A 26,410-nucleotide genomic window follows, 5' to 3' on the forward strand; every position below is an offset into this window, starting at 1 on the left:
ACGTCTGCCGGATCTTATCTTTTAAAAACTTTTTTCAGAATAAGTCCCATTACAAAAGGTACTCTGGCAATATTATGCTGAAATGTTTTGAAACCGTCAATTGTAAATTTTGTGTCTTCAGTCATTCCATATTCTGAAAAATCAACCTCAGGAACAGCTTTATGTTTAAAAGTGACATTCATCAAGTTGTACTGATGGATGATCTGTATGTACATTTCCTTGCTGTCTTCCACAGAGAAATCCGGATAATGACGATAACTATTGTGAGCTCTTTCTTTTAACATGGTTTTGAAGTTATCTACACTTTCTGCGAGACTTACAAATGGGTTTACGACCGCATTATATACATTTACGACCGCTTTACGACCCGGAAGCATTGTCAGCTGATATCCTCTTCTTAAGTCAATCACAAGATCATGAATCGGTTTAAAATGTTCCTGAACAGTTTTTACATAGTCCTGATGAAGCATGTCATCATTATCAAGTTCACTGGTGATTACAAATTTTGTATCAGGAGTGAAAAATTGAGGAATTACTTCTACTGCTTTGGTTTTCATTACATCAAAATCCTCTACAAAAACGGCTCTGAAAACAGGATATTCTGCTTCGATTTCTTTGATGATTTTTCTGAATTTCTCGGACGTATTTACATCAAAAAAAGTTAGCCAGATATAGTTTTGATTGGTTTGGTTTTTATAGGAAGGAAGTACGTAAGTTCTGAATAACCTGAATCGGTCATCCAGCCATTCTTCCGTTAGAGGTTTATATCCTGAACGTGTTTCGTTCCAACCTTTTGTAGGAACATTGAATCTTGTCATGATCACGTGTACAAACTGACTCATCTAAATAAATTTTTTAAAAAGTTAAATATTCTGTAAGGTTTACTGTTGTATATATTCTCCAGTTTTTTTTCATAAAATGTTTTTCTGTTCAAAAGGGCTATATAACTGGGGAAAAATTCATGAAACAGTGCTTTGTGTTTTTCATATACGGCATGATAAATAAACTCTTTTTTATCATTGTTGCCGGTAATATCTTTTATCATGGAAGTCTCCGGATGAGACCTGTAATTGAAAACAACATAATCAATCTTTGTGATGGGCTGGTTTCTGTGCGAAGATATAAGCTGTATCCAAAATTCCCAGTCTTCAAATCCGTGCCTTAATTTTTCGTCATAAATAATTCCTTCATCAAAATATTTTTTCGCAAATAGGGAAGTACAGTATAATTTATTTCCCAAAAGCAATTCCTTAAGGGTGAATTTTTCCTGTAAATTGGATTTTTTGCTGGTATGACCAAAAGTAACGGTATCTGAAAAAACGATCAATGTATCAGGGTTTTGATCAATAACAGCCATCATCTTTTCTAAAGCCTGCGGATTAAGGGTATCATCTGCATCCAGGGGCAGAATATAGTCTCCTGAAGCATTTCTTATCCCCGTATTTCTGGCACCGGAAAGGCCTTTGTTTTCCTGATAAACATAGCGTATTTTATCATTTTCAAGCTTTCTGGATACGGCTGCTGTATTATCAGTAGAACCGTCATCTACAATAATGCATTCCCAATGGGGATAAGACTGGTTCATCACAGACTGTATGCATTCTTCCAGATATTTTGCGTGATTAAAACAGGGAACAATAATGGAAACTTTATTTGTCATTCAATATGTTTTACTTTATAAATATGCTGAAAATAATTTTTTTAAATAATCCTCAGAAGAAATTCCTGTGAAAAAAGATTCTGTACGGGGGTTGAATTCTATATTATAATAAGAACCTTCATCAATATTTTCAAACACTGCTTTTTTTCCCAAATGCTCTTCCAGCTGAAACAGGATTTCAGGTAGAGAGTACTGATATGGGTAGGTGAGATTAATGATTTCATTGTTCAGTACATCAATATACTGTTTTGTAAATAAAGCAATATCATCAGTGCCAATGAGAATTCTCTTTGCATTGTTGTGTATCGTAAATTGAGTTCCGGATACAATTGAGTTCTTAAGAAAGTTAATCAATGTGTTTGGATTTCCTCCACGGCCTACCGCATTTCCAATTCTGAAAATGATAAAGTTTTTGCAGTGTTCCGTAATGAGTTTTTCAGCATTAAGTTTATGATTAACGTATGGACTGTCTTTTTTTGTAGGATCATAAATACTGCAGGTTGAAAAATAAACCAGTTTTTTATCCGGAAATTCTTCTGCCACTTTTGTTAACAGAGCGATTTCTCTTTCGAATTCTGCCGGATTCTTTTCCAGAGAATTAGAAACCCCGGATGCAAAAAAAAGTATATCTTCTCTGTCATAAGGTCTTACGGCTGCTGCCAAAATTCCATTGCCAATAATCATATGTTTTTATCTAAACGGTTTAAAAAATCTTACAGGTATCTGAAGATTTTAAATAGTCCAAGTTTATTTCCCAGTTTTGCCCATCGTGAATTCTTCACACGATCCAGCTTATCAAGGGTATATTTGTATTTGTTTTTCGGGATATAATTTTCCAGAAAAAGATCTTCAATATTGATGTTTCTTCTTTCCGCCATTTTAATAAGAGCTACCCAATGCCAGAAAAGGGCTTTTTCTGTATTTTTTGTGGTAGATATTCCATTTTGATGAATTCTGTACAGGTACAAATCTTCATCAATATATTTTACGGGAGCTACTTCGCACATTTTCATGTACCAGTCTTTATCTTCAGCAATTTTTAAAAACGGATCAATTCCGGAAGTCTTTTCGTATATCTTTTTTTTAAAAGTAGCAAAATGTGAAATTTCTCCATTAAAATTATAGTAAGAGTGATCCAGCTCCGTAATCTGCTTTGCTTTATGTACTGACTTCGGGTTGAGATGTTCATCACAAAATACGAGATTAGAATAGACCATGCCTGCTTCAGGATATTCAGCATGGGTTTTTACAACAGATTCAAGGGCGTGTTGTGTCAACGCATCATCAGGATCTAAAAAACCACATATTTCCGATTCAGCAAGCTGTATTAACTTCCTTTTTGTATATCCGATTCCCCGGTTCTGATCATTCTGATTAATTTTAACCCGCTGGTCATTGCCAGTCATTTTTTTGATGACATCAAGAGAATCATCAGTAGAGCCATCATCCAAAATTACTGCTTCCCAGTCTGTTTCAGTCTGGGCAACTAAACTCTGGTAACATTTTTCAAAAAAGTGACCATTATTATAATTGGCAATAAGTACACTGAATTTACTCATTTCTACTGTGTTTATTCAAGATTTTTTTTAATGCATTCAAATATCCGAAACCATTTTTTCTATCAGGTTCCAGGATGTTTCCTTCTGCCCACTCATTCCAGGATTTAACAATGAGGAACTGTTCCGGATACTCTTTTTTATCTTCAAGATATTTTGCCGCTTTTTCTACCTGCTGTTCAAACAGTTCCGGTGAATTGTTGGCCAGTATAATTCCCCTGTAGCCGCTTCTTGGGGTGTTGTCCCAATTAGGCAGTATACATGGATAGGTAGGAACATTGCTTTCTTCAAACTTCAAGTCATTTACGACCTCTTGGGCATCCTGAATTCTGACTTTCGGCTGTTCTTTTTTCTTAAATCCGATTAATCCTTTTATTCTATTTTTATAATATTGAGAATGCGAGATGTACTCCTTTTTATTAATATGCGGTACCCAGGCTTTCTGAAAGGCATTGGAAATTTTACTGTCATACCCCATAGATTGAAAATCAATGGCATCAGAAAGTTTATTGGAAGCCATCACGTACAATCCGTCAAATCCGTTTTCTCTGGCAAGCTCTCTGAATTTTGAGATATAGTGTGGATCTCCTTCATTTAAATGATTAGGATCATAGATGATGAAAAGAGGCTTATTATCCACTTTGATATACCTTTCGTCCTTGAAGAAAGGAAGCAGATATTCGAAATGAGCAATTAAATCCTGCTCATCAGGATAGGTCTGTTCTGCCAGTATTTTCTCTGACAATCCGTGCCATATTCCTGACCATGTTTCATTGGCCCAACAGAAACAGAAAGGGAAATCCGGTTTTCCTGATTTCAGTACATCATTTGCAACACGTTCCAGCAATTGTTTGCCGCTGCCAAACCAATAATGATAAAAGATAAACCCATGTACTCCATAATCTTTTGCCATTTGGGCCTGCTGTTCTCTTACTTCAGGAACACGCAGATCATAATATCCGAGATCTGCAGGGAATATAGGCTGTTCATGTCCTTCGAATAAAGGCTTGGCTTTGCTTACATTGGTCCATTCTGTAAAACCTTTTCCCCACCATTCGTCATTTTCCGGAACGGGATGATATTGAGGGAGATAAAATGCAAGGGGTTTTATTTTTTTCATAATCAGTTTTCTAATGTTTTTATTAATCTGGCGGGAATTCCTGCAATGACTGAGTTTTTTGGGAAACTCTTATTTACTACAGAGTTGGCGCCTATAATGGAATTCTCACCAATGGTAACCCCAGGAAGTATACATACTCCTTCACCAATCCAAACGTTATCTTCAATAATAACAGGACCTTTTGAATATAAAGGTCTTGTAGCAGGAGTATTTTCCAGATCATCAATTGTTATATTACCATGGGAATGGTCAGAAATATATATTCTGCTGGCCATAAGGACATTATTTCCTATGACAATTTTATTGACTGCTCCAATGTGAACATCGGAATTGCATACCACATTATCTCCTATTACAATTTCAGGATGAAATTCTTGTCCTTGGAAACGATCCCAGGCCTCTAATCGTAAATGAAATAAAGAACTGAAGTTTTTCCCTATTGAAATATATTTAGGATTTTTTATCCAGTGTTCTTCAGGTAATATAGAATTAGATCCAAAGCTTTTGAAACTTTTCTTAGCCCACTCACTAATTTTATTTTGAGTGTGAGCTTTATAAGCCTGTGAATTCAGTACATCGAATAAAAAATTGACAATATATTTCTTTAAAAAATTCATATTTTTCCTGTTATTTGATAGTATATTGTTTTTAAAAATGTTATTTTGTTTTCTTTAAAAACTTTTTTATAATAACTTAATTTATAATCCTGAAACATTTTAAATCTTTCGCTACCCGTTAAAAATTTAGTAATGGTATTTTCAAAAACAGGATTATATAGATTTTCGGCTTCAATCATTAGGGTATTAAATGTTTGATAGGATTCAAATGCATCATACTTCTTTTCTAAAAATGACATCGGATTTTCTCCATTAAATATTTTTTGTAAATTCTCAGAAAACTCTTCTTCAGTGATCATCAGATTGTTATGAAATGATTTTGGAGTGTTTTTTTTGTATTCAATAGAAAATTCCTTTACTAATGTATCTAAATTATCAAAGTTTTTAAATCTATCAGATTTGTAAAATAAATCTTTTATATCACTTACCAGATTTTTTGGATGTACATAAGCAAAAACAGGTAATCCTGAAGCAACAGCAATTTGTGTCATTAAGGCGCCTATATAGGGAAAAGTAGAAATATAATAATCTACATTTTTCATAATTTCATATAAATCATAGCGGTCGCCAACTAAGAATATTCTGTTGTTTAATTTATTGTCATCAATAAATTTATGAATGGCTGTACCATTTCCACTTCCGGCAAAAACGAAAATTAGATTTTCATCTAATTGTAAAATCTTATGTATTGTTTCAAGAAATTCTAAGTTATTTCCCAGAATTTTATAAAATGTACTTCCAGAAAATATTATTTTTTTGTTTTTAGTATCAAAATCAAAACCTTGAAATGGAGTTTCTGACAAAATAGGATAATACGGTAGTATTCTGTTTTTATGACTAGGAATATTTCTTAATTGTTCAGATAAATTTTGTCCAAATGAACGGAATTCAATATTGATGTCGGTAATGCCTACTCCAAGCCAGAATGCATGATCCGTTAAATTTATTTGGTATCTCTTAATCCCTTGTACCTTATAGAAAGCCATATAAGCAATGGTATCCCAGGGAATTAAATGCATTAAAATATGTTCAGGCTTTTCTGCTAAGATAATTTTGATGAGGTTTGCACACAGCTCTATTCTGTTATTACCTTCTAAATAATAAATTTCTTTATTATCATAGTTCTCAATCTCGGCTAGAATTGCTTCGTTTTTATAATGTCTGTTTTTATTTTCAAAGACAAGAATAATTCGTTTATTAAGTCTTAGTAATGCCCTTAGATATTGCTGAGTTAATCCTCTGTTATCATAGCCAAAGTAATCATAGAATAAAACAACATTTTCGTTGGGAATTATTTTTTCTGATTTAAAAAGAGAATTGGAAATTTGTTTCAAAGAGTCTTCTAATTCTTGATCATATAGAGTATCATTAAATGCATAATTATATTTTAGATGTGTGGATAACTCTATTAATCGTAAAGCAAAGTCATAATTTTTTTTGATTATAGCTTGCTTTAAATTCTTTTTCAGAATCTTATCAATATTAATAAGCTTTTTATTTGAAATCATTTAATTCTGAGATTATTTTTTCTATATCTTCGTTGGTCATTACAGGGCTTATCGGTAGGCTTAAAACCTCCTGATGTATCTTTTCACTTATTGGGAAGGACAGGTCATTCCAATCTTTGTAGGCTTCTTGCTTATGGGGTGGAATAGGATAGTGAATTAAAGTCTGCACACCATTTTCTGTAAGATAAGACTGTAGCTCATCCCTTCTTTCGGAGCGAATAACAAATACATGCCAGACATGTTCATTTTCATCAGCTGGATATTCTGGCAGAATGACTGCCGGATTTTTTATTTCGTCAATAAAACGCTTTGAAACCTCTCTTCTTATTTTGTTTTCGTTGTCAATATACTTTAATTTAATATCCAAAACTGCTGCCTGAATTTCATCAAGTCTGGAATTTAATCCTTTATATATATTTACATATTTTTGATTGGAACCATAATTGGCTAAAGCTCTGATGGCTTTCATTAATTCATCATCATTGGTAGTTACGGCTCCTGCATCTCCCAAAGCACCAAGATTTTTGCCTGGATAAAAACTGAAACCAGCTGCATCACCAAGATTTCCTGATTTTATTCCTTTCCATTCTGCACCTATTGCCTGAGCATTGTCCTCTATAATTTTCAATTGATGTTTTTCAGCTAAATCTTTAAGCTGATTAGAAAAAACAATTTGTCCATATAAGTGTACAATCAGCATTCCTTTTGTTTTTGAAGTTATTTTTTCTTCAATTTTCGATATGTCAATATTATACGTGTTAATTTCCGGTTCTACCAAAACAGGAATTAAACCATTATCTGAAATAGCTAAAATAGATGCAATATACGTATTGGAGGGAACAATAATTTCATCTCCGATATCCATTACTCCTAGTTCTATATAAGCTCTTAAAATAAGTCTTAAAGCATCCAGGCCATTGGCAACCCCAATAGCATGTTTGGCTCCGATATAATCTGAAAGATTTTTTTCGAAGTTAGCAAGCTGACTGCCCATAAGATACCATCCGGAGCGGAAGACTTCTAAAAGTTTAGCTTCTATTTCGTTTTTATATTGTAAGTTTACCATTTGTAAATCAAGAAATTTAATCATAGTTTAAAGTTTAATTGAATAAAAATCTAAAGCAATTCCTCTTGCTCCCATGTTTTCTTTCTGCTGAATTAGCCCTTCATTTAAATATTTGCCCTGGTTTTCTGTAGAAATTCCAAAACTGTAATATTTTCTGTCTTTGAATTTTTCCAAAAGAAAATGATTGATAAAATCCAATGCTCCTGCTTTTCTTCCTTCTGATGAGGCTGCCATATACTGAGTATGAATGGTATTTCCAAAATCAAAAATAACAATGCCAGCCAAAATCCTGCCATCCTGCTTGGCCTCGAAAAGTCTTATGTTTTCTGGGAATTTTTCTTTTAAAATAGTGATTTCCTCTATTGTATGTACTGGTTTTGTATCAAATTTCTGAAGAACAGAGGAAAGTAAGCTCCAGTATTCTTCAAAATTTGTATTTTCTGTAATAATTACATTATTTTCTTTACATTTTCTTACCAATTGTCTTTTGGTCTCTGAAAATCGGATAGGATGTGAAAGATCGATAACCGATGAAATATCTCTTCTGTAGAGAGTGGCATCACTACGGAAAAGTGCATACAAATCTTCTTCTGCAGGATATTTATGAAAAATATGGGGAATCGCTTTGTATAGTATTTCATTGAAAGAAAGCTCAGAATAGTATTTCTTTATTTCATTAAAAATTTCCAGAACTTCACTGGTTTTTACCGTATGGGATATAATTAAAGATCCAAAAGTTAATCCGCCATGAGAAATAATCTGTTTTTCAGATTCGTTGGCAGGAAGTACAGCTGTGATCTTATTATTTTTAAAAATAAGAAGTGAATGATCTTTGAAACGATCCGAATGGTATTCCATAAAATCTCTGGCAAAAAAGAAAAGTCCGTTTTTACTTTCTATGATGAATTGATTCCATTCATCATAATACTCTTTTCTGTACTTTTTTATTTCAATAGCCATCTTATAAGTTTATGGACATGATTATATTAGAATCTGTAGAATTCTGTTTTACAAAACCTGCATTCTCATAAGCTTTTATAGCTCTTGTGTTTTCCGTTATAACCTTTAGATAAAGGCTTTTTAAATTGAGCTTTTCTTTAGCAAATTTAAAAATGTGTTTGAAAATTTCAGCGCTTAATCCTTTTCCCCAATATTCCTTTTCTCCAATATATCCGAAATATTCGGCAGATCCTTCATCAATATTTATATTTTTAAGACCGGCAACTCCGATAATATTATTGTTGTACCGGATACCTTTAACCCAATATGTAGGATTTTGATTGAGTGAAGAAAACCATTTTTGCTGGTCATCTTTTGAAAAATCAGGAGTGCTTGTTAAATGTTTAATTTCCGGCTCATTGAGCCAATCCCAGGATTTACTAAGTATTTCCGGAGTATATTCTACAAGGGTAAGCTGATGAAAACTTAAGAAGTCCTCATAATTTCTGATATAATCTTTTTCATTATAAGTATGTGAAGCTAGTACAAGGCAAATAGCTCCTGAAGAGAAATTAATTTCTGAAGCCCAGATGCCGGGAGGAATATGTAATCCTAAATCAGGACGGTTCAAAAAGACTTGCCTTTTGAACTTCCCATCATCCAGAGAAACTTCAAAGCTACCGCTTGTTGCAATCAGGAACTGATGACATTCTTTGTGGGAGTGTGAGCCTCTGCTTTCTCCTCCCGCAATATCATATAAATAGAAAACTCTTTTTACATTAAACGGAAATGATGAATTATTTTCAACCACTGTAAGGTTGCCTTCGTCAAAACTGATCTTACCTAAATCAATAACACTACAATCAAATACAGAAATATTATTTTTCATCAGTCAGTATTTTAAATTCTTCGAAATCTCTTATATAATCATTTTCATCATACTTCCTGTCAGAGACAATAAGTGCTAATGAATTGGTTGAAAAATTTTCCAATCTTCGCCAGAACATTTTAGGAATATATAATCCGTAATATGATCTGTTTAAAGAAAACCTTTGTTCTTCTTTTCCATTATGAAGGACCACATCAAAACTTCCTGAAAGGGCAATAATAAATTCTTGCTGCTCTTTGAAAGCGTGGCTTCCTCTGACTTCTCCTCCAGGGACATCATATACCCAATATGTCCTTTGTATCTCAAAAGGAAGTTGATTGGGATATTCGAAAAATGATAAATTTCCTCTTTTATCATATATTTTTGGGAGTTCTATTATTTTCGGGATCATGGTGTTTGTACTTTGTATTCAAAAAATGGTCTTGTAACGCCTGGGTAAATATGCATCATTGTTCCAACTTTTACATTTTCTACTTCAAATCCAATAAATTCATCAATTCCGTATAAAAGTATTTTTTGATCTTTCCCAAAGTAAAGCTTGAAATAATAGTTTCCGGCATTCAAAAGCCCAGCAGGAATATCAAATTCTACAGTATATTCGCCTATTTTTGAGTTGTTGTTCTCTGCAACAGCTTTCCCAACATGAAAGATGACCAATTCTTCATAATTTTTGAGTTCAAAAGTTGTGTCAAGAGTAATATCCGGACAGAAATTATGAAAAATAAGTTTTACATGTACTCCAGAATCAATATCTAGTAAATCCCCATTAATAGGAGAGACTGAAAATTCTTTTATTCTGATATTTTCGTTACCTATAGCTTCGTTCAGATTACCATTATACTGGTAAGAGCTTTCTCTTGCGCTGCTTTTTTGATATTCTATGATTGTATTGAGAATGTCTCCTTGATAGCTAATTTGTCCTTGATTTAAAAGAATACCTTTTGTGCATAGCTCTTTAATAGCTGTCATGTTGTGACTGACAAAAAGAATGGTTCGTCCCTCTTCTCTCGTTACATCATTCATTTTACCAAGACATTTTTTTTGAAATTCTGCATCTCCTACTGCTAAAACTTCATCTACGATAAGGATTTCAGATTCTAAATGAGCTGCTACGGCAAATGCCAGACGGACATACATTCCTGAAGAATATCTTTTCACAGGAGTATCTATATATCTCTCAACACCGGAAAAATCTACAATCTCATCAAACTTCCTTTTGATTTCCTTTCTTGTCATTCCTAAAATAGCACCATTAAGGAAAACGTTTTCTCTTCCTGTCATTTCAGGATGGAATCCTGTTCCTACCTCGAGGAGAGATGCTATTCTTCCGTTTGTATAGATCTTTCCTGTTGTAGGTTTTGTGACTTTACTTAAAACCTTAAGTAGTGTTGATTTCCCAGCACCATTTCTTCCGATAATTCCAACCGCATCGCCTTGTCCGATTTCAAAATCAATATCACGAAGAGACCATACATAGTCTGATAATCCTTTTGTGGTTCTGTCATTGGCCTCACCAATTTTAAGATAAGGATCTTCCTTTCCTCTCACTTTATGCCAGAACCTGTTAAGGTCATGAGAGAGAGTGCCTGTTCCGACTTGTCCCAGGCGATATTGTTTGGATATATTTTCTGCTTTTAAAGACAGCATATTCTTAAAAGATTTTAAATTAATAAAAAAGTTTACCAACAAAGGTTATACAGTATCCATAAAGGTTTTTTCAACCTTATTGAAAACAACAATTCCTATCATTAAAAGGATAAGAATAATAGCAGTACTAATTCCCAACATGGCAGGAGAAAAGTCTCCAACGCCTATCCAAGCATATTTAAAACATTCAAAAATACCGGTTAAAGGATTATAATAAGCCAACTTTTTAAAGAATCCTGGTAGTGATGAAACAGGATATATCACTGGAGTTGCATACATATATAAACTTACTCCAAAACCCAGAAGCATACTCAGGTCTTTATATTTTGTAGTAAGTGAAGAAAAGATCATTCCAACTCCTAATGCAAAAAGGGCCATTAGGAATATAAGGAATGGCGTTGCAAGAATCCAGATATTAGGATGAGCCTCTCCTTTACTATAATAATATGCCCATGCAAGAATAAATAAAATAAGCTGTACTCCAAATCGCATCAGGTTAGAGATAACAATAGACAATGGAGTAACCAGTCTTGGGAAATAAACTTTTCCGAAGATTCCCGCATTCCCTGTAAAAGTAGATGAGGTAGCAAGTAATGATGCCGAAAAGTAATTCCAGAGAGTAACCCCTGCCAGATAGAAAAGAAGGGGTGGAGCTCCATCTGTAGGTAATTTGGCAATTCTTCCAAAAATCACCAGATAGACGATAGTAGTTAGAATGGGATTAATAAAAAACCAGATTGGCCCTAAAATAGTCTGCTTAAAGCTGGACACAAAATCTCTTTTTACAAACATATAAACAAGATCTTTGTATCTCCAGACTTCTTTTAGCTTCAAGTCAAATAACGAATGATCTGCATCAATCGTCTCCGTCCACTTCTGTTGTGGTTCATTCATCTGTGTAAGTTTTTGCAAATTTATAATAATTAATTCTTACCGTATCTCTTAGTTTATGAATTTTCATAGTCAATAAAACTAAAAATCAACAACTAATATATTGATATTTGACGGTATGAACAAAAACTATTGGCCATAAAGCCAATAGTCTGTGGATTTTATAAATTATATTTGTTATTTTCCGATAAGTTGTTTCAGGTATTGGCCGTATCCGCTTTTACCGTATTTAGTAGCGGTTTCAAGAAGTTTTTCTTCATCAATAAATTTATTTCTGAAGGCAATTTCTTCGATACAGCCAATTTTAAATCCTTGTCTTTTTTCAATAACGCTTACAAATTCTGAAGCGTCATGAAGAGAGTCAAATGTTCCTGTATCCAGCCATGCAGTTCCTCTGTTCAGTACTGCTACTTCAAGCTTTCCAGTGTTTAGGTAAACATTGTTGATATCTGTGATTTCCAGTTCACCTCTTGCAGAAGGTTTGATATTTTTTGCAATTTCCACTACATTATTATCATAGAAATAAAGTCCGGGAACTGCATAGTTTGATTTGGGATTTAAAGGTTTTTCTTCAATAGAAACGGCTTTCAGATTTTCATCAAATTCCACTACACCATATCTTTCAGGGTCTGCAACGTGATAAGCGAAAACAACTCCTCCTTCCGGATTGGTTTTGTTTTTCAATAAAGTTCCCATTTCGGAACCATAGAAAATATTGTCTCCCAATACCAGTGCTGCGGGATCATTACCTATAAAATCTTCACCCAGGATAAAAGCTTGTGCTAAGCCGTCCGGGCTTGGCTGAACAACATATTCTATATTACAGCCAATTTGCGAGCCGTCGCCCAAAAGTTTGATGAAACCTGCCTGGTCATGTGGAGTTGTGATGATCAGAATATCCTTGATTCCTGCTAAAAGTAGTGTGGAAAGCGGATAATAGATCATGGGTTTGTCGTAAACAGGCATCAGTTGCTTGCTTACTGCAATGGTAAGAGGGTACAGTCTTGTTCCGGATCCTCCGGCTAATATTATTCCTTTCATTTGGTGTGGTTTTGTGTAATTTTTCTGATCTCATCATTTATATAAATATCAATGGTGTGTATGATATTTGGTGAGATGAAAAATGTTTGTGAGTTGGGTTTATACTCGTTGTTTTTATATTTTTTTGTGATTTCTATAATTTGATCATCTGGAATTTCATAAAAAAGTACATAGAAAGAATTCCAACGTTGATTGTACTTTTCTAAATTAAAATTATCAACTATTTTTTGTAATAATGTAATGTCATAATTTTGATTATCTATATTCCATGAAATTTTCTCAGCAATTAGATTTTTGATACTATTTTCATAATTGCTGGCGGCAAAAAAATCATTGAGTAATTTTTTTCTACTTTCCTCAATTTTGGGAGGAGGATGCATACCAAAGAAAACTTCTTGAGAATATAAAGAACTAATAGAAAACAGTGAAAATATAAACGTGAAAAAAATTTTTTTCATACATATTTCCTAAGGTTGATACTGTTGGTTATAATACTTTTGGTAATCTCCGCTGGTTACATTCTCCAGCCATTCCTTGTTTTCCAGATACCAGTCAATGGTTTTTGCTAATCCTTCTTCAAAGGTAACTGAAGGTTTCCAGCCTAAATCTTTATTCAGTTTTGTGGCATCAATGGCGTAACGTTTATCGTGACCCGGTCTGTCTTTAACAAAAGTGATCAGTTTTTCAGAATAACCTTCCGGTCTTTCCAGCTTGGCATCCATTTGCTTGATCAGTTCTTTTACAAGATCAATATTCTGCCATTCATTGAATCCTCCGATATTATAAGTCTCCCCGGTTTTTGCTTCCTTAAAAATCTGATGAATAGCCTTGGCATGATCAATAACAAATAACCAGTCTCTGGTGTATTTTCCGTCACCATAAATGGGAAGAGGTCTCTCATTGATGATATTTGAAATACAAAGCGGAATCAGTTTTTCAGGAAAATGATTCGGTCCGTAGTTATTAGAACAGTTGGAAACGATGAAAGGCATTCCATAGGTATTTCCGTAAGCTCTTACCAAATGGTCCGAAGCTGCTTTCGAAGCTGAATACGGAGATTGAGGGTCGTATGATGTGGTTTCTAAAAAGAATCCTGTTTCCCCTAAACTTCCATACACTTCATCAGTAGAAATGTGATAAAAAAGATTATTTCTTTTTTCATCCGGGAATCTGCCGTGAGTATGATCAGGGTTTAACGTCCAGAACTCTTTGCAAAGATTCAGAAGATTAGCGGTCCCGTTTACATTCGTGTTGATAAATGCCATTGGATCTGTAATACTTCTGTCTACATGACTTTCTGCTGCTAGATGTACAACCGCATCCGGATTGTATTTTTCGAAAACTTTTCTAAGTTCTTCAGGATTAGTGATGTCTGCTTTTTCGAAAACATAATTGGGTTCATTTTCAATGTCCTTTAAGTTTTCCAGATTTCCGGCGTAAGTAAGGGCATCAAGATTGATGATCGTTGTATCCGGATTGTTTTTTACAAATTCCCTTACAACATGGGAACCGATGAAGCCGGCACCTCCTGTAATGATAATGTTTTTCATTTGTTTATTTTGAGATGGTCTTTCTTCCTATACTTTTATAATGAAATCCGTTTTGTTCAGGGACTTCCAAGGGATACATATTTCTGCCGTCAAAAATGACTTTGTTTTTCATTTTTTTAGCCATCAGTTCAAAGTTTGGATTTTTGAATTCCGGCCATTCTGTAGCAATAAATAGCGCATCTGCATCTTCAAGTGCATCATACATTCCTTTAGCGTATTGTATTTTATCACCTAAAAGTTTCTGAACATTACTTTCAGCAACAGCATCATATGCTACAATTTCTGCGCCTTTTTCCAATAAAAGGGCAATATTGTCTAATGAGGAAGCTTCTCTGATGTCATCTGTGTTGGCTTTAAAGGCAAGCCCCCACATGGCAATTTTCTTTCCTTCGATATTTCCTCCGAAATATTTTTCAATCTCAGAGACTAAAATAACTTTCTGGGTGGTATTTACATTCTCAGTAGCTTCCAGGATCTGGAAATTAAAATCTTCCTGTTTCCCAGATTTTATAAGCGCTTTTACGTCTTTAGGGAAACAGCTTCCTCCATATCCGATTCCCGGGAATAAAAATCTGTGCCCGATTCTGTCATCACTTCCCATTCCCAGTCTTACCTTATCCACATCTGCACCTACCTTTTCACAATAGTTGGCAATTTCATTCATGAAGGTGATTTTTACCGCTAAAAATGAATTCGCTGCATATTTGGTAAGTTCTGAAGACTTCTCATCCATAAAAATGATTGGAATTCCGGTATTGGTAAAAGGCTGGTATATTTTAGACATAATGTCTTTAGCTTTTTCCGAACTTGCCCCTACAACGACTCTTGAAGGATTCATAGAGTCTTCAACAGCAAACCCTTCTCTTAAGAATTCAGGATTTGAAACTACATCAAAAGGAATGTCTGTTTTGGAAGAGATTGTTTCTCTTACCCTATCTGCTGTGCCTACAGGAACGGTACTTTTATTAACAATGACTTTGTATTCAGTCATCATTTCGCCAATATTATTAGCCACCTGAAGTACATAAGACAGATCTGCAGATCCGTCTTCTCCCGGAGGAGTAGGCAATGCCAGATATATAACTTCGCTTTTGTCTAAAGCTTCTTTAAGGTTGGTAGTGAAAAATAATCTTTCAGACTGGATGTTTCTTAAAAACATTTCTTCAAGGTTCGGCTCATAGATGGGAACAATGCCGTTTTTCATACCTTCTACTTTTTTTTCATCAATATCAACACAGTATACTGAATTGCCAAGTTCTGCCAGAGTAGTTCCTGTAACTAATCCTACATAACCTGTTCCTACAATCGTTATATTCAAAATGTTTGTTTTAAAATTCTAAAGACAAAAGTAATAAAAATCCTGTGACATACTCTTTTAATTTATTGTAAATGAATCTTGCGCTATTTGCTTGATACTTAAGATAATTTTGCATTTTTAGAAAAAAAGCTTATATTTGCAATGGATTTACGGAAAAAATGGGAAGGCTTCGGAAGAAAGCCTTTTTTCGTACTGTAAATCAAGATAAAAATATATGGAGTTTAGAAAAAGAATTGAAGAATTATTAAATGAATTCCTTGAGACCAGAAAAGATCTGTTTCTTATTGATCTTAAAATTTCTGCAGGGGATGATATTACAGTGATTTTGGATGGTGATAACGGAGTTTCTTTGCAGGACTGTCTTGATGCAAGCCGCGCAATTGAATTTAATATGGATCGTGAAGAGCATGACTTCAGCCTTCAGGTGATGTCTGCAGGACTGAGCGAGCCATTATCCACACCAAGACAGTTCAGTAAAAACATTGGAAGAGAGATTGAGGTGATGCTGGAGGATTCTTCTAAAATTGAAGGAGAATTGTCAAAAGTAGACGATGAGAAGATCACACTTGTTTTACGTTACCGAAAGCCGAAAGATATCGGGAAAGGAAAAGTAGATGTGGAGGAGGAGAAAGAGATTTCTTATCCTGAGATCAAAAAAGCATTAGTAGTAATTAAATTTTAAAAAGAAAAAAGAATAGATGGATAATATAGCGTTGATTGAATCCTTTGGTGATTTTAAAGACGAAAAGGGGATCAGTAAGATTGATCTTATGGCAATTATTGAAGATTCACTGAAGACTCTTTTAAGAAAGAGATTTGATTCAGATGATCATTTTGATGTGATTGTAAACCCGGATAAAGGAGATTTTCAGATATTTTTGAATAAAACAATTGTAGAGGACGAAATGTCTGAAGATGATGATTTGGAGATTGAAATCTCTGAAGCAAAGAAGATTGACCCTACCTTCGAAGTAGGTGAGGACTTTACAATGGAAATTCCTGTTGCACAATTGGGAAGAAGAAATATTCTTACCCTTAAGCAAATCCTTGCTACAAAACTTCAGGAACACAATAATGCAATGCTGTACGAACAGTTTAGAGATAAAATTGGTGAAATCGTTGTTGGAGAAATCCACCATATCCGTCACAAGCATGTGATTTTGCTGGATGATGAAGGAAATGAATTTATTTTACCAAAAGAAAACCAGATCCCATCCGATTTCTTTAAAAAGGGTGAGAATATCAGAGCTATTGTTGAGACAGTAGATTTTAAAGGTTCTAAACCACAGATTATTATTTCCAGAACTGCACCTAAGTTCCTTGAGAAGTTATTAGAGCTGGAAATTCCTGAAATCCAGGACGGAACAATTATCCTTAAAAAGGTAGTGAGAATTCCTGGTGAAAAGGCGAAGATTGCAGTAGATGCTTATGATGACAGAATTGATCCGGTAGGAGCTTGTGTAGGTGTTAAAGGATCCAGAATTCATGGGGTTGTAAGAGAGTTGAGAAATGAGAACATCGATGTTATTCAGTGGTCTAAAAACCCTGAGATTTTGGTGAAGAGAGCTTTAGGAAACGTTACTGTCAATAAAATTGACATCAATGAGGATCAAAACTATGCATTAGTATATACTCCTGTTGAAGAGATTTCTAAAGTAATTGGAAAACAAGGACAGAATATTAGACTGGCTTCTTGGTTGTCAGGATATGAAATTGATGTATACAGAGAGTCCAGCGAGGATGACGATGTTGAATTGAGAGAATTTAACGATGATATCGAGCAGTGGATTTTGGATGAGTTTAAGAAAGTAGGACTTACAACTGCAAAATCAGTATTGGATAAAGAAACTGAGAGTCTTTTAAATATGGTAGACCTTGAAGAAGAAACCATCGAAGAGGTTAAACGTATTCTGAGAGAAGAATTTGAAGATTAAGATTTTAAATAAATTTTAATAAACAGTAAAAAGGAAATACTTTAATTTTAAAAATTAAAAACAGTAAATAATATAAATGCCAAAAATTAGATTAAATAAAGCGGTTAAGGAATTCAACATTTCGATGTCCAGATTAGTAGAGTTTTTACAATCAAGGGGTTTCGAAGTTGAAAGCAATCCTAACGCTCAATTGGAAGAAGCGGCATATTCTGCATTGGAGGCTGAGTTTGCTAAAGACGGCGAACAAAGAAAGGCTTCCCATGAGGTGGTGATCACTAAAGTTCCGGAAGAAAAACTGGAAATTGAAGAAAAGAAAACCCCTGAAGTGATAAGAGCTAAAGCAAATAAACCAGAAACTAGAATTTTAGGTAAAATAGACTTAGAACCTAAGAAGCCTGAAGTTGAGGAAGCTCCTGAAGCTCCTGTGGCTCCTGTTGCGACACCGGTTGAAGAAAAGAAAGAAGAAATCGTGAAAGAAGAACAACAGCCGGAAGTTAAAGCAGCGCCTGAGAAGCAGGAATTTAAAGTTTTGGATAAAATTGATTTGTCTCAAATAGAATCTAGAAACAGACCTGTGAAAAAAGACAAGCCAAAAATGGAGGAGAAAAAAGAAGAAGTTAAACCTGTGGAAACAGTAAAAGAAACTCCAAAACCAGTGGTTGCAGAGGAGAAAAAAGTAGAAACTCCAAAAGTAGAAGCTGAACCTGAATCTCAGGAACCACAAAAAATTGAGACGGTATATCAGAAGCTTGACGGTCCTAAGATCGTTGGGGAGAAGATTGACTTAACTCAGTTTGCGCCGAAGCCAGGTGCTGGAGCAAAAAAGAAAAGAAAGAGAATTGAAAAACCTGGTGGCCAGAATAACCAACAAGGTCAGGGGAATAATCAAAACTCAGGAAATAACAACAATAACCAAGGTGGCCAAGGCCAAGGTAACCGTCCACATAATAACAACGGTGGCCAAGGTCAAGGTGGAAACCGCCAAGGTGGTCAGGGAGGACAAGGAAACCGTCCTCAAGGTCAAGGTGGCCAAGGTGGAAATCGTTTTGGAAATAACCAGGGCGGTGGAAATCGTCAAGGTCAAGGTGGTGGCTTCAAAAAAGGAGGTCAGAACAACAGACCTGGACAAAGAGTTATGCCAGTTGAGCTAACTGATGAGCAAGTTAAAAACCAGATCAAAGAAACATTAGAAAAACTTACTAATAAAGGAGGTAAATCTAAATCTGCAAAACACAGAAAAGACAAGAGAACTTTCCGTAGAGAGCAGGATGAGCGTCAGCAGGAGCTTGAAGCACAAGACAGAACTCTTAAAGTAACAGAATTCATCACAGTAGGTGAATTGGCAAGTTTAATGAATGTTTCTCCAACTGAAGTAATTTCTGCTTGTTTCTCATTAGGTGTAATGGTTACCATGAACCAAAGACTTGAAGCTGATACCTTATTATTAGTAGCAGATGAATTCGGTTATAAAATTGAATTCTCAGATGCTGATCTTGAAGATACAGATTCAGAAGATGAAGTAGACACTGAAGAAAGTCTATTACAAAGAGCTCCTGTAGTTACTGTAATGGGACACGTTGACCACGGTAAGACTTCATTATTGGACTACATTAGAAAAACTAACGTAATTGCCGGTGAATCGGGAGGAATTACTCAGCACATTGGTGCTTATAACGTGAAACTGGAGAGTGGTCAGAGAATTACCTTCTTAGATACACCAGGTCACGAAGCCTTTACTGCGATGAGAGCAAGAGGTGCACAGATTACGGATATTGCAATTATCGTAATTGCTGCCGATGATGATGTGATGCCACAAACAAAAGAAGCTATTGCTCACGCACAGGCTGCACAGGTTCCAATGATTATTGCAATCAATAAAGTTGATAAACCTAATGCAAACCCTGATAATATCCGTCAACAACTTTCTGGCTTAAACCCTCCGGTTTTAGTGGAAGAATGGGGTGGAAATGTTCAGGCACAAGAAATCTCGGCTAAATTCGGTAACAACGTAGATGTATTGTTGGAGAAAGTTTTACTACAGGCTGAAATGCTTGAATTAAAAGCAAACCCTGAACGTGCAGCAAACGGAGTAGTTATTGAAGCGTCTTTAGATAAAGGTAGAGGGTATGTAGCAACAATGCTGGTACAGACCGGAACTTTAAGAGTAGGAGATTATGTAGTTGCTGGTAAAAATCACGGTAAAGTAAAAGCTTTGCTTGATGAAAGAGGGAAAAACCTTAACGAAGCGGGACCATCAATTCCTGCAACAATCTTAGGTTTGGACGGAGCGCCTACAGCTGGTGATAAATTCCGTGTTTATGCTGACGAAAGTGAAGGTAAAGCTATTGCCAATAAGAGAGAACAATTACAGAGAGAATTATCAATCAGAACGAAGAAGCATACGACGCTTGAAGAATTGGGTAGACGTATTGCTCTAGGAGAATTCAAAGAATTGAATATTATCCTTAAAGGTGACGTGGATGGTTCTGTAGAAGCTCTTTCTGATCAGTTACAAAGATTATCAACAGAAGAAATCAGTGTTAAAATTCTTCACTCAGGTGTTGGACAAATCACTGAATCTGATATCAACTTAGCAGCAGCATCCGATGCTATTATCATTGGATTTAATGTGAGAGCAGGTGCTAATGCTAAAGAACTTGCAGATCGTGAGGAAATTGAGATCAGAACATATTCTGTAATCTATAAAGCAATTGATGAGGTAAAAGAAGCGATGGAGGGAATGCTTTCTCCGGAAATTCAAGAGCAGGTGATTGGTAATGTTGAAATCCGTGAGGTATTCAAGATTTCTAAAGTAGGAACAATTGCAGGTTGTATGGTTCTTACCGGAAAAGTAACAAGACAGTCTAAAGTACGTTTATTAAGAGACGGAATTGTTAAATTCGACGGAGAGCTTGAAAGTTTGAAACGTTTCAAAGATGATGTTAAAGAAGTAACGAAAGGTTACGAATGTGGTCTGAATCTGAAAGGTTACAATGACATCGAAATCGGAGATATCCTTGAAGTTTACGAAGAAGTAGCTGTCAAGAAAAAACTAAAATAAATATATCCTAAATATGTGAAAACCACTTTTTTATAAAGTGGTTTTTTTATTTTTTATACTCTCTCAATTTATAATGATTCTAAATAATATTTTTTGAATTATTAATAATTTGTTAAAACTAATTTGACCTGTAAAAAAATTATCTTTTATTGAATAAAAACTGTCTATTATTATTGAATCTTATTTGTTTTGTGTAAATTTTAAATGAAATAGTAAAAAAAACGGATGTTTAAACACTGGTTTAATTTGTGGATGTTAATATTTATTAACATATTTGCCCATTAAATATATTAAAATTTGTTAATATGAATGTTAAATTACGTGTATTGAGTGCTGGGGCGCTATTTTTCTTTGGAGGAATGGTAATTGCGCAGCAGCAGACAACAACTAAGAAAAAGGACACGGTAAAAAAAGAAACATCAATTGATGAAGTAGTTTTGTTAGGGTACTCAAAGAGTATTACAAAACCTAAGTCAACTGTTGCTTCTAATACTGTTGGGGAGGTATTCTTCGAGAACAGACCAAATGTCAATATGTTAACTTCTTTACAAGGGTCAGCACCAGGGGTAATTATGAATGGTGGTTCTGGTAGCCCGGGTTCTGCAAAGTTTAGCTTATTGATCCGTGGTACGAGCTCTATTAATGGTAACACAGATGCCTTAATCGTTATTGATGATATTCCATCAAATGCTTCAGAATATAGAAACTTGAACCCTAATGATATCGAGTCTACAACTATTCTGAAAGATGCAGCTGCAACAGCTATCTACGGTAACCGTGGAGCAAATGGTGTAGTTGTTATCAGAACAAAAAGAGGGAAATATAACAGTGGATTTAAGCTTTCCTATACAGGGATGACAGGGATGTCACTAAGACCACTTGATAAATATAATCTTGCCAATACTGAGCAGTATATGGGGATTATGAAATTATATGGTTTATCCGATACTAATCCAAATTATCTTACGGCTAAAGATGCATTAGCTCAAGGTATTAATACAGATTGGAAAAAACTTTTCTTCAAGCCAGAGATGTTCCAGTCTCATGATGTGGCACTTTCTACAGGTGGAGCCAATATATCTTCTTATAACTCTTTCGGTTATATGGAGCAAGGAGGAGCCGTACCAACTACAGACTTTAAAAGATTTACTGTTAGATCAAACATTCAAGCTAAATCTAAAGATAATAAATTAAACGTTAATTCACAGATTGCTCTTGCATTCTCAAGAAGAAACGAATTAAACGAAGAAACTAATACAGGTATCAGAAATAACTCTGTACAAAACCCACTTCTTGGGGTTCTTCTTGGTTTACCATACTTATCTCCGACCAAATATGCGAATGGACAGCAGTTATTTAACTCCATCGGAACTAACTTTAATAATGGTAATAATATCTATGTATTGCAAAACCTTCTAACAAGAGGGAATCTTCCAAATATGGTAGATCAGGTATCTATCGGTGCAAACTTAGGTGCTGCTTATTCTATTAACAAAAACTTTACTGTTAGTAATAAACTTGGTATTGATTACAGACAAAGTGATAGAATCACAGGTAGAGCTCCTTGGGCTTACTTAGCTTTAGCAACTCAGGGAACTGCTAAATATACAGGTTTTGAAGATCAGATCACAACTAGGGATTTGACTATTAACAATGTTGTTTCAGCATTATATAGCGGTAAATTAGATGAGCATTCTGTGGACGCTTCCGTAAATATGGAATATAATAAAGTATATTATAGATCTACAACAAGAAGACAAAACGGATTAGACCCAAGAACTTATGTGCCAGGTTCAGGTACAGGATATGTGCCATTTGATAACTCAGCAACATCTCCTTATATCCCTTCTGTAAGTGCTTCAAGAGTTACAGCAGGTACTTTAGGTATTTTTGGAACGGTAAGTTATGACTACGCAGGAAGATTTGGGTTCCAGGGAACATTGAGAAGAGATGCATCATACCGATTCGTTGGAGAAAACAGATGGGCAACATATTGGTCAGTAGCTGGTAGATGGAATATTGATAAAGAGAGCTTCATGGAAGGGTCTACGTTTAATACTCTTAAGCTAAGAGCTTCTTATGGAACAAATGGTAACCAAAATATCATTGCAGCTACTCCAGGTTCAAACCCATTATTAACAGCTAGCCAGGTTGTAAGAGATTTATATACTTCTCCAACAGGATATGGTAATGCTCTTGGGCTAGGTTTTGCTTATGGAAACCCACTAGTACAATGGGAAGATGTTGCTCAGGCAAACATTGGATTAGACTTTACATTACTTAACAATAAGTTAGAAGGTACTCTTGATGTGTATCAGAAGAAAACAACTAACCTATTCAGTACAATACCTATTTCAGGAGTTTCAGGTTCTTACAGCGTAAGCGGTAATAATGGATCAATGACTAATAAAGGTATTGAACTTGGATTACGTTATAATGTTATCAAGACTAATGATCTTACTTTTAGTCTTTTTGCTAATGGTTCTTATAACAATAATAAAGTTAATGACTATACCATTTTTGGTGATCCGGAACCAGGGACAACGGTTAATATGGCTGGACATACACTAAGTGAATGGTATGTTTACAAATATGCAGGGGTTAATAAGAGTAATGGTAATTTATTATTCTATACTAAAGATGGTGGGGTTACAGAAGCTCCAAAAGTGGAAGATGCTCAATTCCTTGATGTGAGTCCAATTCCTAAATATGCAGGAAGTTTTGGTTTCGAAACCAATTATAAAGGATTCTTCATGGATGGATTATTCACATTCCAAAAGGGTGTTAAGAAATTTGATAACGCTCTTTATTGGTTAGCAAATCCTGAAGGGTTAGGATCAACTGCTGTAGGGTCTTCAAACATGTCAACAGATCTATTAAATGCATGGACTCCTCAGAATTCAAATTCTGATACTCCAAGCTTAAGAGCTACAAACTGGGGATACACTGCTGATTCTGATTATTTCATCAAAGATGCTTCTTTCTTAAAATTGAGATCTGTTACAATAGGATATCAGCTTAGAAAAGAACAGTTACAGAATCTTCCAATTACCGGACTTAGAATTTATGTACAAGGAGAGAACCTTTATACATGGACAAAATGGAGAGGTTTCGACCCTGAGCCACTTACAGGATCAAATTTAAGTGTATATCCTAACCCGAGAATGTATACAGTAGGGGTGAAAATTGATTTCTAAAAAATTATTAAAATGAAAAAAGTATTTTATATATTATCGTTTTTTTTAGTGCTGACGTCATGTAATGATGCACTAGAAATTGTCCAGGATGGAGAGATTAATGATGCAAATGTTGCTTTTCAGTCGGTGGATGATATGCAGAAGTTTCTTAATGGAAGTGTTTATCCAGCTGTGAACCCAACTAATGAGATCTTTTTTACTTCACTGTTTACGGATGAGGTGGGATTTGGTCCAAGTAGCGTAAGTACATCAGATATCTTAACACACAGATTTGTACTTAATTCTACAACAAGCCAGGTTTCAGGTATTTGGGCAAGTAATTATAACATTATTAATAAAGTAAATATCCTTTTAAAAGGAAGTTCTTTAATTGATTATAACTCATTGTCTACTGCGAACAAAGCATTATATACTGGTATATTGGTTAATGCTAGAGCAGTAAGAGCATATGCTTATATTACACTTGAAGCCTATTTCTCTCCAAATATGAAGGATCCGAATGCTTTAGGGGTAATGCTTAGTACTGAGCCAGCGGATATTTTTACTACAAAATTACCAAGAGTTAAAAACTCTGAAGTTTTTGCTTTAATTGATGCAGATTTACAGTACGCACTTACAAACTTTAATGCAAGTGTAGTTTCAACAGGAGTGTCTGCTCAGCATTATTTTGATAAGAAAGCTTCAATTAACGCAATTGCAGCTAGATATTATAACTACAGAGGAGATGATACTAATGCAAAACTTAATGCTGATGCAGTTATTAATACAAGTGGTTTAGCATTAACTCCTGGTACAGGTACATCATATTCTACAATATGGGCAGATACTGCAAGAGGTGAAATCCTTTGGTCTTTATACAGACCTAATAGCGCAACAGGATCTTGGTCTAATATTGCAGGTCTTTGGACTACCAATTCTACTGATCTTAATGGATCTGTAAACTATGATATGGGTAGAAGATTATTTTCTGTAATTAATAATCAAATATCTTCAGCTGGAGATGTTCGTCGTGATGTTTTTGTTGATGCTTCAAGTATATTTGATGGATTTTATCCTAATGGAGCAAATGCCAGAGAAGATGATGTGATTGTAATCAATAAATATCCTGGTAAAACAGCTCCTCTTGCAAGTGCTACTATGCAATTGAGAAATGATATCAAAATGTTTAGATTATCAGAAATGTATTTTATCTTAGCTGAAGTAGCTGCTAACCAGGGTAACTGGGTTGTTGCTGCAGATAATATTAACAAAGTAAGAAAAGCTAGATCCAAAAATGGTGCTGCTGCTTTACCTGTGTATACGGGTGCTCAACAAGCATATGCTGATATCCTTTTGGAAAGAAGAAGAGAATTGTGTTTTGAAGGACACCGTTACTTAGATTTAAAAAGAATGGGTGTAGCTGCTGGAGTAGGTGTTGACAGAGATGTTTATGATGACGATAATAAAACGTTACCACTTACATTACCTGCTAGTGATTATAGATTTACATTACCGATTCCATTGGATGAAATTAATGCAAACCCTAATATTCAACAAAACTCTGGGTATTAATTTAATAATTTAGAATTTATGAAAAAAATTGCATTTTTAATATTGGCATTCGTTGTTTTCTTTTTCAATAGTTGTAAAGATGAAGCTCAGGTTTATGACGGCGAATCATATTTACACTTTAATAAAGGTACAAGGAGTGAAGCTGTTGTGAAGATAGGGTCTGGACCTACTACTGTAGGAATTAATTTTGGTACAGCTCATGCACTTCCTGGAGCAGCGCAAGTGAAACTTGTAGTTGATACTAGTGTGTCAACAGCAGTGGAAGGGACTGATTTTCAAATTGTAAATCAAAATCAAACTGTTGATGCTGGTAAAATCGAAGGACAATTCCAGGTAAAGCTTCTTGAAGCTGGTGCTACTGTAAATCCAAAAGTAATAGTGTTTAAACTACAGTCTTCATCAGTTGCTAATGCTACGTTTGATCAGACTTATACTTTGACATATACTAAAGCTTGTCCAGCTTCTTCATTTGTTGGAAATGGATTGTTTACTAATAATGTAGCGTCTTGGGGAAATCCAGGTACTGTATTTAGTATCCAAGATTTAGGTGTTGTAAATGGTGTTGGTACATTCAAAGTTATCGGATTTATGGATGATGGTACGGATTTGACATTAAAGTACAATCCAGATACTTATATTGTTACAACTCCTGAACAGAGTTTAGGATCTGCTGCTAATGGTGGTATAAATTATATGAAGGATGCTGCTGACGGAAGTAAGTCTACGTTCAATGCTTGTACAAGAGTATTAAAACTTCGTGTTAATTATTTTGTTAAAAACCCTACTACTGGTGCTTCACTAGGAAGTTATGGAGATTATGACGAAGTATTTACAGGTAATTAATTTAATTACTATATTGATATAA

At 34.8% G+C, this 26,410-nt stretch carries 23 protein-coding genes; 6 read left to right on the forward strand and 17 right to left on the reverse strand.

Annotated features, from left to right (window positions below):
- Positions 1–14: 14 nt before the first annotated feature.
- From NK356_RS05235 to NK356_RS05320, 17 genes are all read right to left on the reverse strand, one after another.
- Complete coding sequence (locus NK356_RS05235) at positions 15–842, reverse strand: glycosyltransferase (RefSeq protein ID WP_253316379.1); 828 nt, start codon at positions 840–842, stop codon at positions 15–17.
- A complete protein-coding gene (locus NK356_RS05240; RefSeq protein ID WP_253316380.1) occupies positions 839–1,660 on the reverse strand; it encodes a glycosyltransferase in 822 nt (273 codons plus the stop codon). The genes NK356_RS05235 and NK356_RS05240 overlap by 4 nt, the downstream gene beginning before the upstream one ends.
- 15 nt (positions 1,661–1,675) lie before the next feature.
- Positions 1,676–2,344, reverse strand: a complete 669-nt coding sequence (locus tag NK356_RS05245) for an NAD-dependent epimerase/dehydratase family protein (protein ID WP_034691459.1) — start codon at positions 2,342–2,344, stop codon at positions 1,676–1,678.
- A gap of 29 nt (positions 2,345–2,373) precedes the next feature.
- Positions 2,374–3,219 carry a glycosyltransferase gene (locus tag NK356_RS05250; RefSeq protein WP_253316381.1) on the reverse strand — a complete coding sequence of 282 codons (846 nt, stop codon included), beginning with the start codon at positions 3,217–3,219 and terminating at the stop codon, positions 2,374–2,376.
- Complete coding sequence (locus NK356_RS05255; RefSeq protein ID WP_253316382.1) at positions 3,212–4,336, reverse strand: glycoside hydrolase family 99-like domain-containing protein; 1,125 nt, start codon at positions 4,334–4,336, stop codon at positions 3,212–3,214. The genes NK356_RS05250 and NK356_RS05255 overlap by 8 nt, the downstream gene beginning before the upstream one ends.
- A 2-nt stretch (positions 4,337–4,338) precedes the next feature.
- A complete protein-coding gene (locus NK356_RS24140; protein ID WP_301287932.1) occupies positions 4,339–4,953 on the reverse strand; it encodes a DapH/DapD/GlmU-related protein in 615 nt (204 codons plus the stop codon).
- Positions 4,950–6,461, reverse strand: coding sequence for a glycosyltransferase family 4 protein (locus NK356_RS05265; RefSeq protein WP_253316383.1), 1,512 nt, complete (start codon positions 6,459–6,461; stop codon positions 4,950–4,952). Before NK356_RS05265 ends, NK356_RS24140 begins: the two co-directional genes overlap by 4 nt.
- Complete coding sequence (locus NK356_RS05270; RefSeq protein WP_253316384.1) at positions 6,448–7,551, reverse strand: DegT/DnrJ/EryC1/StrS aminotransferase family protein; 1,104 nt, start codon at positions 7,549–7,551, stop codon at positions 6,448–6,450. Before NK356_RS05270 ends, NK356_RS05265 begins: the two co-directional genes overlap by 14 nt.
- A gap of 3 nt (positions 7,552–7,554) precedes the next feature.
- Positions 7,555–8,487 (reverse strand): GNAT family N-acetyltransferase, encoded by a 933-nt coding sequence (locus tag NK356_RS05275; RefSeq protein ID WP_253316385.1) that lies wholly within the window; start codon positions 8,485–8,487, stop codon positions 7,555–7,557.
- Between the two features lies 1 nt (position 8,488).
- On the reverse strand, positions 8,489–9,355 hold the full coding sequence (locus NK356_RS24240) for a GNAT family N-acetyltransferase (protein WP_367399294.1): 867 nt from the start codon (positions 9,353–9,355) through the stop codon (positions 8,489–8,491).
- Positions 9,345–9,746, reverse strand: coding sequence for an FdtA/QdtA family cupin domain-containing protein (locus tag NK356_RS05290; RefSeq protein ID WP_079240166.1), 402 nt, complete (start codon positions 9,744–9,746; stop codon positions 9,345–9,347). The genes NK356_RS24240 and NK356_RS05290 overlap by 11 nt, the downstream gene beginning before the upstream one ends.
- Entirely contained in the window at positions 9,743–11,002 is a 1,260-nt protein-coding gene (locus tag NK356_RS05295) for a polysaccharide ABC transporter ATP-binding protein (protein ID WP_253316386.1), read from the reverse strand. The genes NK356_RS05290 and NK356_RS05295 overlap by 4 nt, the downstream gene beginning before the upstream one ends.
- A 45-nt stretch (positions 11,003–11,047) precedes the next feature.
- Positions 11,048–11,896, reverse strand: a complete 849-nt coding sequence (locus NK356_RS05300; protein ID WP_034691447.1) for an ABC transporter permease — start codon at positions 11,894–11,896, stop codon at positions 11,048–11,050.
- 174 nt (positions 11,897–12,070) lie between these two features.
- Positions 12,071–12,934: a glucose-1-phosphate thymidylyltransferase RfbA gene (rfbA, locus tag NK356_RS05305; RefSeq protein ID WP_034691446.1), complete on the reverse strand. Its 864-nt coding sequence runs from the start codon at positions 12,932–12,934 to the stop codon at positions 12,071–12,073.
- Positions 12,931–13,392, reverse strand: a complete 462-nt coding sequence (locus tag NK356_RS05310; RefSeq protein ID WP_253316387.1) for a hypothetical protein — start codon at positions 13,390–13,392, stop codon at positions 12,931–12,933. The genes rfbA and NK356_RS05310 overlap by 4 nt, the downstream gene beginning before the upstream one ends.
- Before the next feature lie 9 nt (positions 13,393–13,401).
- Positions 13,402–14,484, reverse strand: a complete 1,083-nt coding sequence (gene rfbB / locus NK356_RS05315; protein WP_034691443.1) for a dTDP-glucose 4,6-dehydratase — start codon at positions 14,482–14,484, stop codon at positions 13,402–13,404.
- 4 nt (positions 14,485–14,488) lie between these two features.
- Complete coding sequence (locus NK356_RS05320) at positions 14,489–15,802, reverse strand: UDP-glucose/GDP-mannose dehydrogenase family protein (RefSeq protein WP_253316388.1); 1,314 nt, start codon at positions 15,800–15,802, stop codon at positions 14,489–14,491.
- Between the two features lie 214 nt (positions 15,803–16,016).
- Between NK356_RS05320 and rimP the strand changes: the two genes are divergently transcribed.
- The 6 genes from rimP to NK356_RS05350 all read left to right on the forward strand — a co-directional run bounded on the left by rimP (position 16,017) and on the right by NK356_RS05350 (position 26,388).
- On the forward strand, positions 16,017–16,484 hold the full coding sequence (gene rimP / locus NK356_RS05325; protein ID WP_034691441.1) for a ribosome assembly cofactor RimP: 468 nt from the start codon (positions 16,017–16,019) through the stop codon (positions 16,482–16,484).
- 16 nt (positions 16,485–16,500) lie between these two features.
- On the forward strand, positions 16,501–17,736 hold the full coding sequence (gene nusA, locus NK356_RS05330) for a transcription termination factor NusA (RefSeq protein WP_034691439.1): 1,236 nt from the start codon (positions 16,501–16,503) through the stop codon (positions 17,734–17,736).
- A gap of 76 nt (positions 17,737–17,812) precedes the next feature.
- Positions 17,813–20,797 carry a translation initiation factor IF-2 gene (infB, locus tag NK356_RS05335; protein WP_253316389.1) on the forward strand — a complete coding sequence of 995 codons (2,985 nt, stop codon included), beginning with the start codon at positions 17,813–17,815 and terminating at the stop codon, positions 20,795–20,797.
- A gap of 305 nt (positions 20,798–21,102) precedes the next feature.
- Positions 21,103–23,994, forward strand: coding sequence for a SusC/RagA family TonB-linked outer membrane protein (locus NK356_RS05340; RefSeq protein WP_034691435.1), 2,892 nt, complete (start codon positions 21,103–21,105; stop codon positions 23,992–23,994).
- Positions 23,995–24,042: 48 nt separating this feature from the next.
- The gene (locus NK356_RS05345; protein ID WP_253316390.1) at positions 24,043–25,545 is read left to right on the forward strand and encodes a RagB/SusD family nutrient uptake outer membrane protein; all 1,503 of its coding nucleotides are present in this window, start codon (positions 24,043–24,045) and stop codon (positions 25,543–25,545) included.
- An 18-nt stretch (positions 25,546–25,563) separates the two neighbouring features.
- Complete coding sequence (locus NK356_RS05350; RefSeq protein WP_034691429.1) at positions 25,564–26,388, forward strand: DUF4843 domain-containing protein; 825 nt, start codon at positions 25,564–25,566, stop codon at positions 26,386–26,388.
- Positions 26,389–26,410: the final 22 nt, after the last annotated feature.

Source organism: Chryseobacterium sp. S0630, assembly GCF_024158915.1.
Taxonomy (GTDB): Bacteria; Bacteroidota; Bacteroidia; order Flavobacteriales; family Weeksellaceae; genus Chryseobacterium.

Bases quoted from the DNA above. Each gene is read 5' to 3' on its own strand.
- NK356_RS05235 (WP_253316379.1), bottom strand. From the start codon at position 842: ATGAGTCAGTTTGTACACGTGATCATGACAAGATTCAATGTTCCTACA.
- NK356_RS05240 (WP_253316380.1), bottom strand. From the start codon at position 1,660: ATGACAAATAAAGTTTCCATTATTGTTCCCTGTTTTAATCACGCAAAA.
- NK356_RS05245 (WP_034691459.1), bottom strand. From the start codon at position 2,344: ATGATTATTGGCAATGGAATTTTGGCAGCAGCCGTAAGACCTTATGAC.
- NK356_RS05250 (WP_253316381.1), bottom strand. From the start codon at position 3,219: ATGAGTAAATTCAGTGTACTTATTGCCAATTATAATAATGGTCACTTT.
- NK356_RS05255 (WP_253316382.1), bottom strand. From the start codon at position 4,336: ATGAAAAAAATAAAACCCCTTGCATTTTATCTCCCTCAATATCATCCC.
- NK356_RS24140 (WP_301287932.1), bottom strand. From the start codon at position 4,953: ATGAATTTTTTAAAGAAATATATTGTCAATTTTTTATTCGATGTACTG.
- NK356_RS05265 (WP_253316383.1), bottom strand. From the start codon at position 6,461: ATGATTTCAAATAAAAAGCTTATTAATATTGATAAGATTCTGAAAAAG.
- NK356_RS05270 (WP_253316384.1), bottom strand. From the start codon at position 7,551: ATGATTAAATTTCTTGATTTACAAATGGTAAACTTACAATATAAAAAC.
- NK356_RS05275 (WP_253316385.1), bottom strand. From the start codon at position 8,487: ATGGCTATTGAAATAAAAAAGTACAGAAAAGAGTATTATGATGAATGG.
- NK356_RS24240 (WP_367399294.1), bottom strand. From the start codon at position 9,355: ATGAAAAATAATATTTCTGTATTTGATTGTAGTGTTATTGATTTAGGT.
- NK356_RS05290 (WP_079240166.1), bottom strand. From the start codon at position 9,746: ATGATCCCGAAAATAATAGAACTCCCAAAAATATATGATAAAAGAGGA.
- NK356_RS05295 (WP_253316386.1), bottom strand. From the start codon at position 11,002: ATGCTGTCTTTAAAAGCAGAAAATATATCCAAACAATATCGCCTGGGA.
- NK356_RS05300 (WP_034691447.1), bottom strand. From the start codon at position 11,896: ATGAATGAACCACAACAGAAGTGGACGGAGACGATTGATGCAGATCAT.
- rfbA (WP_034691446.1), bottom strand. From the start codon at position 12,934: ATGAAAGGAATAATATTAGCCGGAGGATCCGGAACAAGACTGTACCCT.
- NK356_RS05310 (WP_253316387.1), bottom strand. From the start codon at position 13,392: ATGAAAAAAATTTTTTTCACGTTTATATTTTCACTGTTTTCTATTAGT.
- rfbB (WP_034691443.1), bottom strand. From the start codon at position 14,484: ATGAAAAACATTATCATTACAGGAGGTGCCGGCTTCATCGGTTCCCAT.
- rimP (WP_034691441.1), top strand. From the start codon at position 16,017: ATGGAGTTTAGAAAAAGAATTGAAGAATTATTAAATGAATTCCTTGAG.
- nusA (WP_034691439.1), top strand. From the start codon at position 16,501: ATGGATAATATAGCGTTGATTGAATCCTTTGGTGATTTTAAAGACGAA.
- infB (WP_253316389.1), top strand. From the start codon at position 17,813: ATGCCAAAAATTAGATTAAATAAAGCGGTTAAGGAATTCAACATTTCG.
- NK356_RS05340 (WP_034691435.1), top strand. From the start codon at position 21,103: ATGAATGTTAAATTACGTGTATTGAGTGCTGGGGCGCTATTTTTCTTT.
- NK356_RS05350 (WP_034691429.1), top strand. From the start codon at position 25,564: ATGAAAAAAATTGCATTTTTAATATTGGCATTCGTTGTTTTCTTTTTC.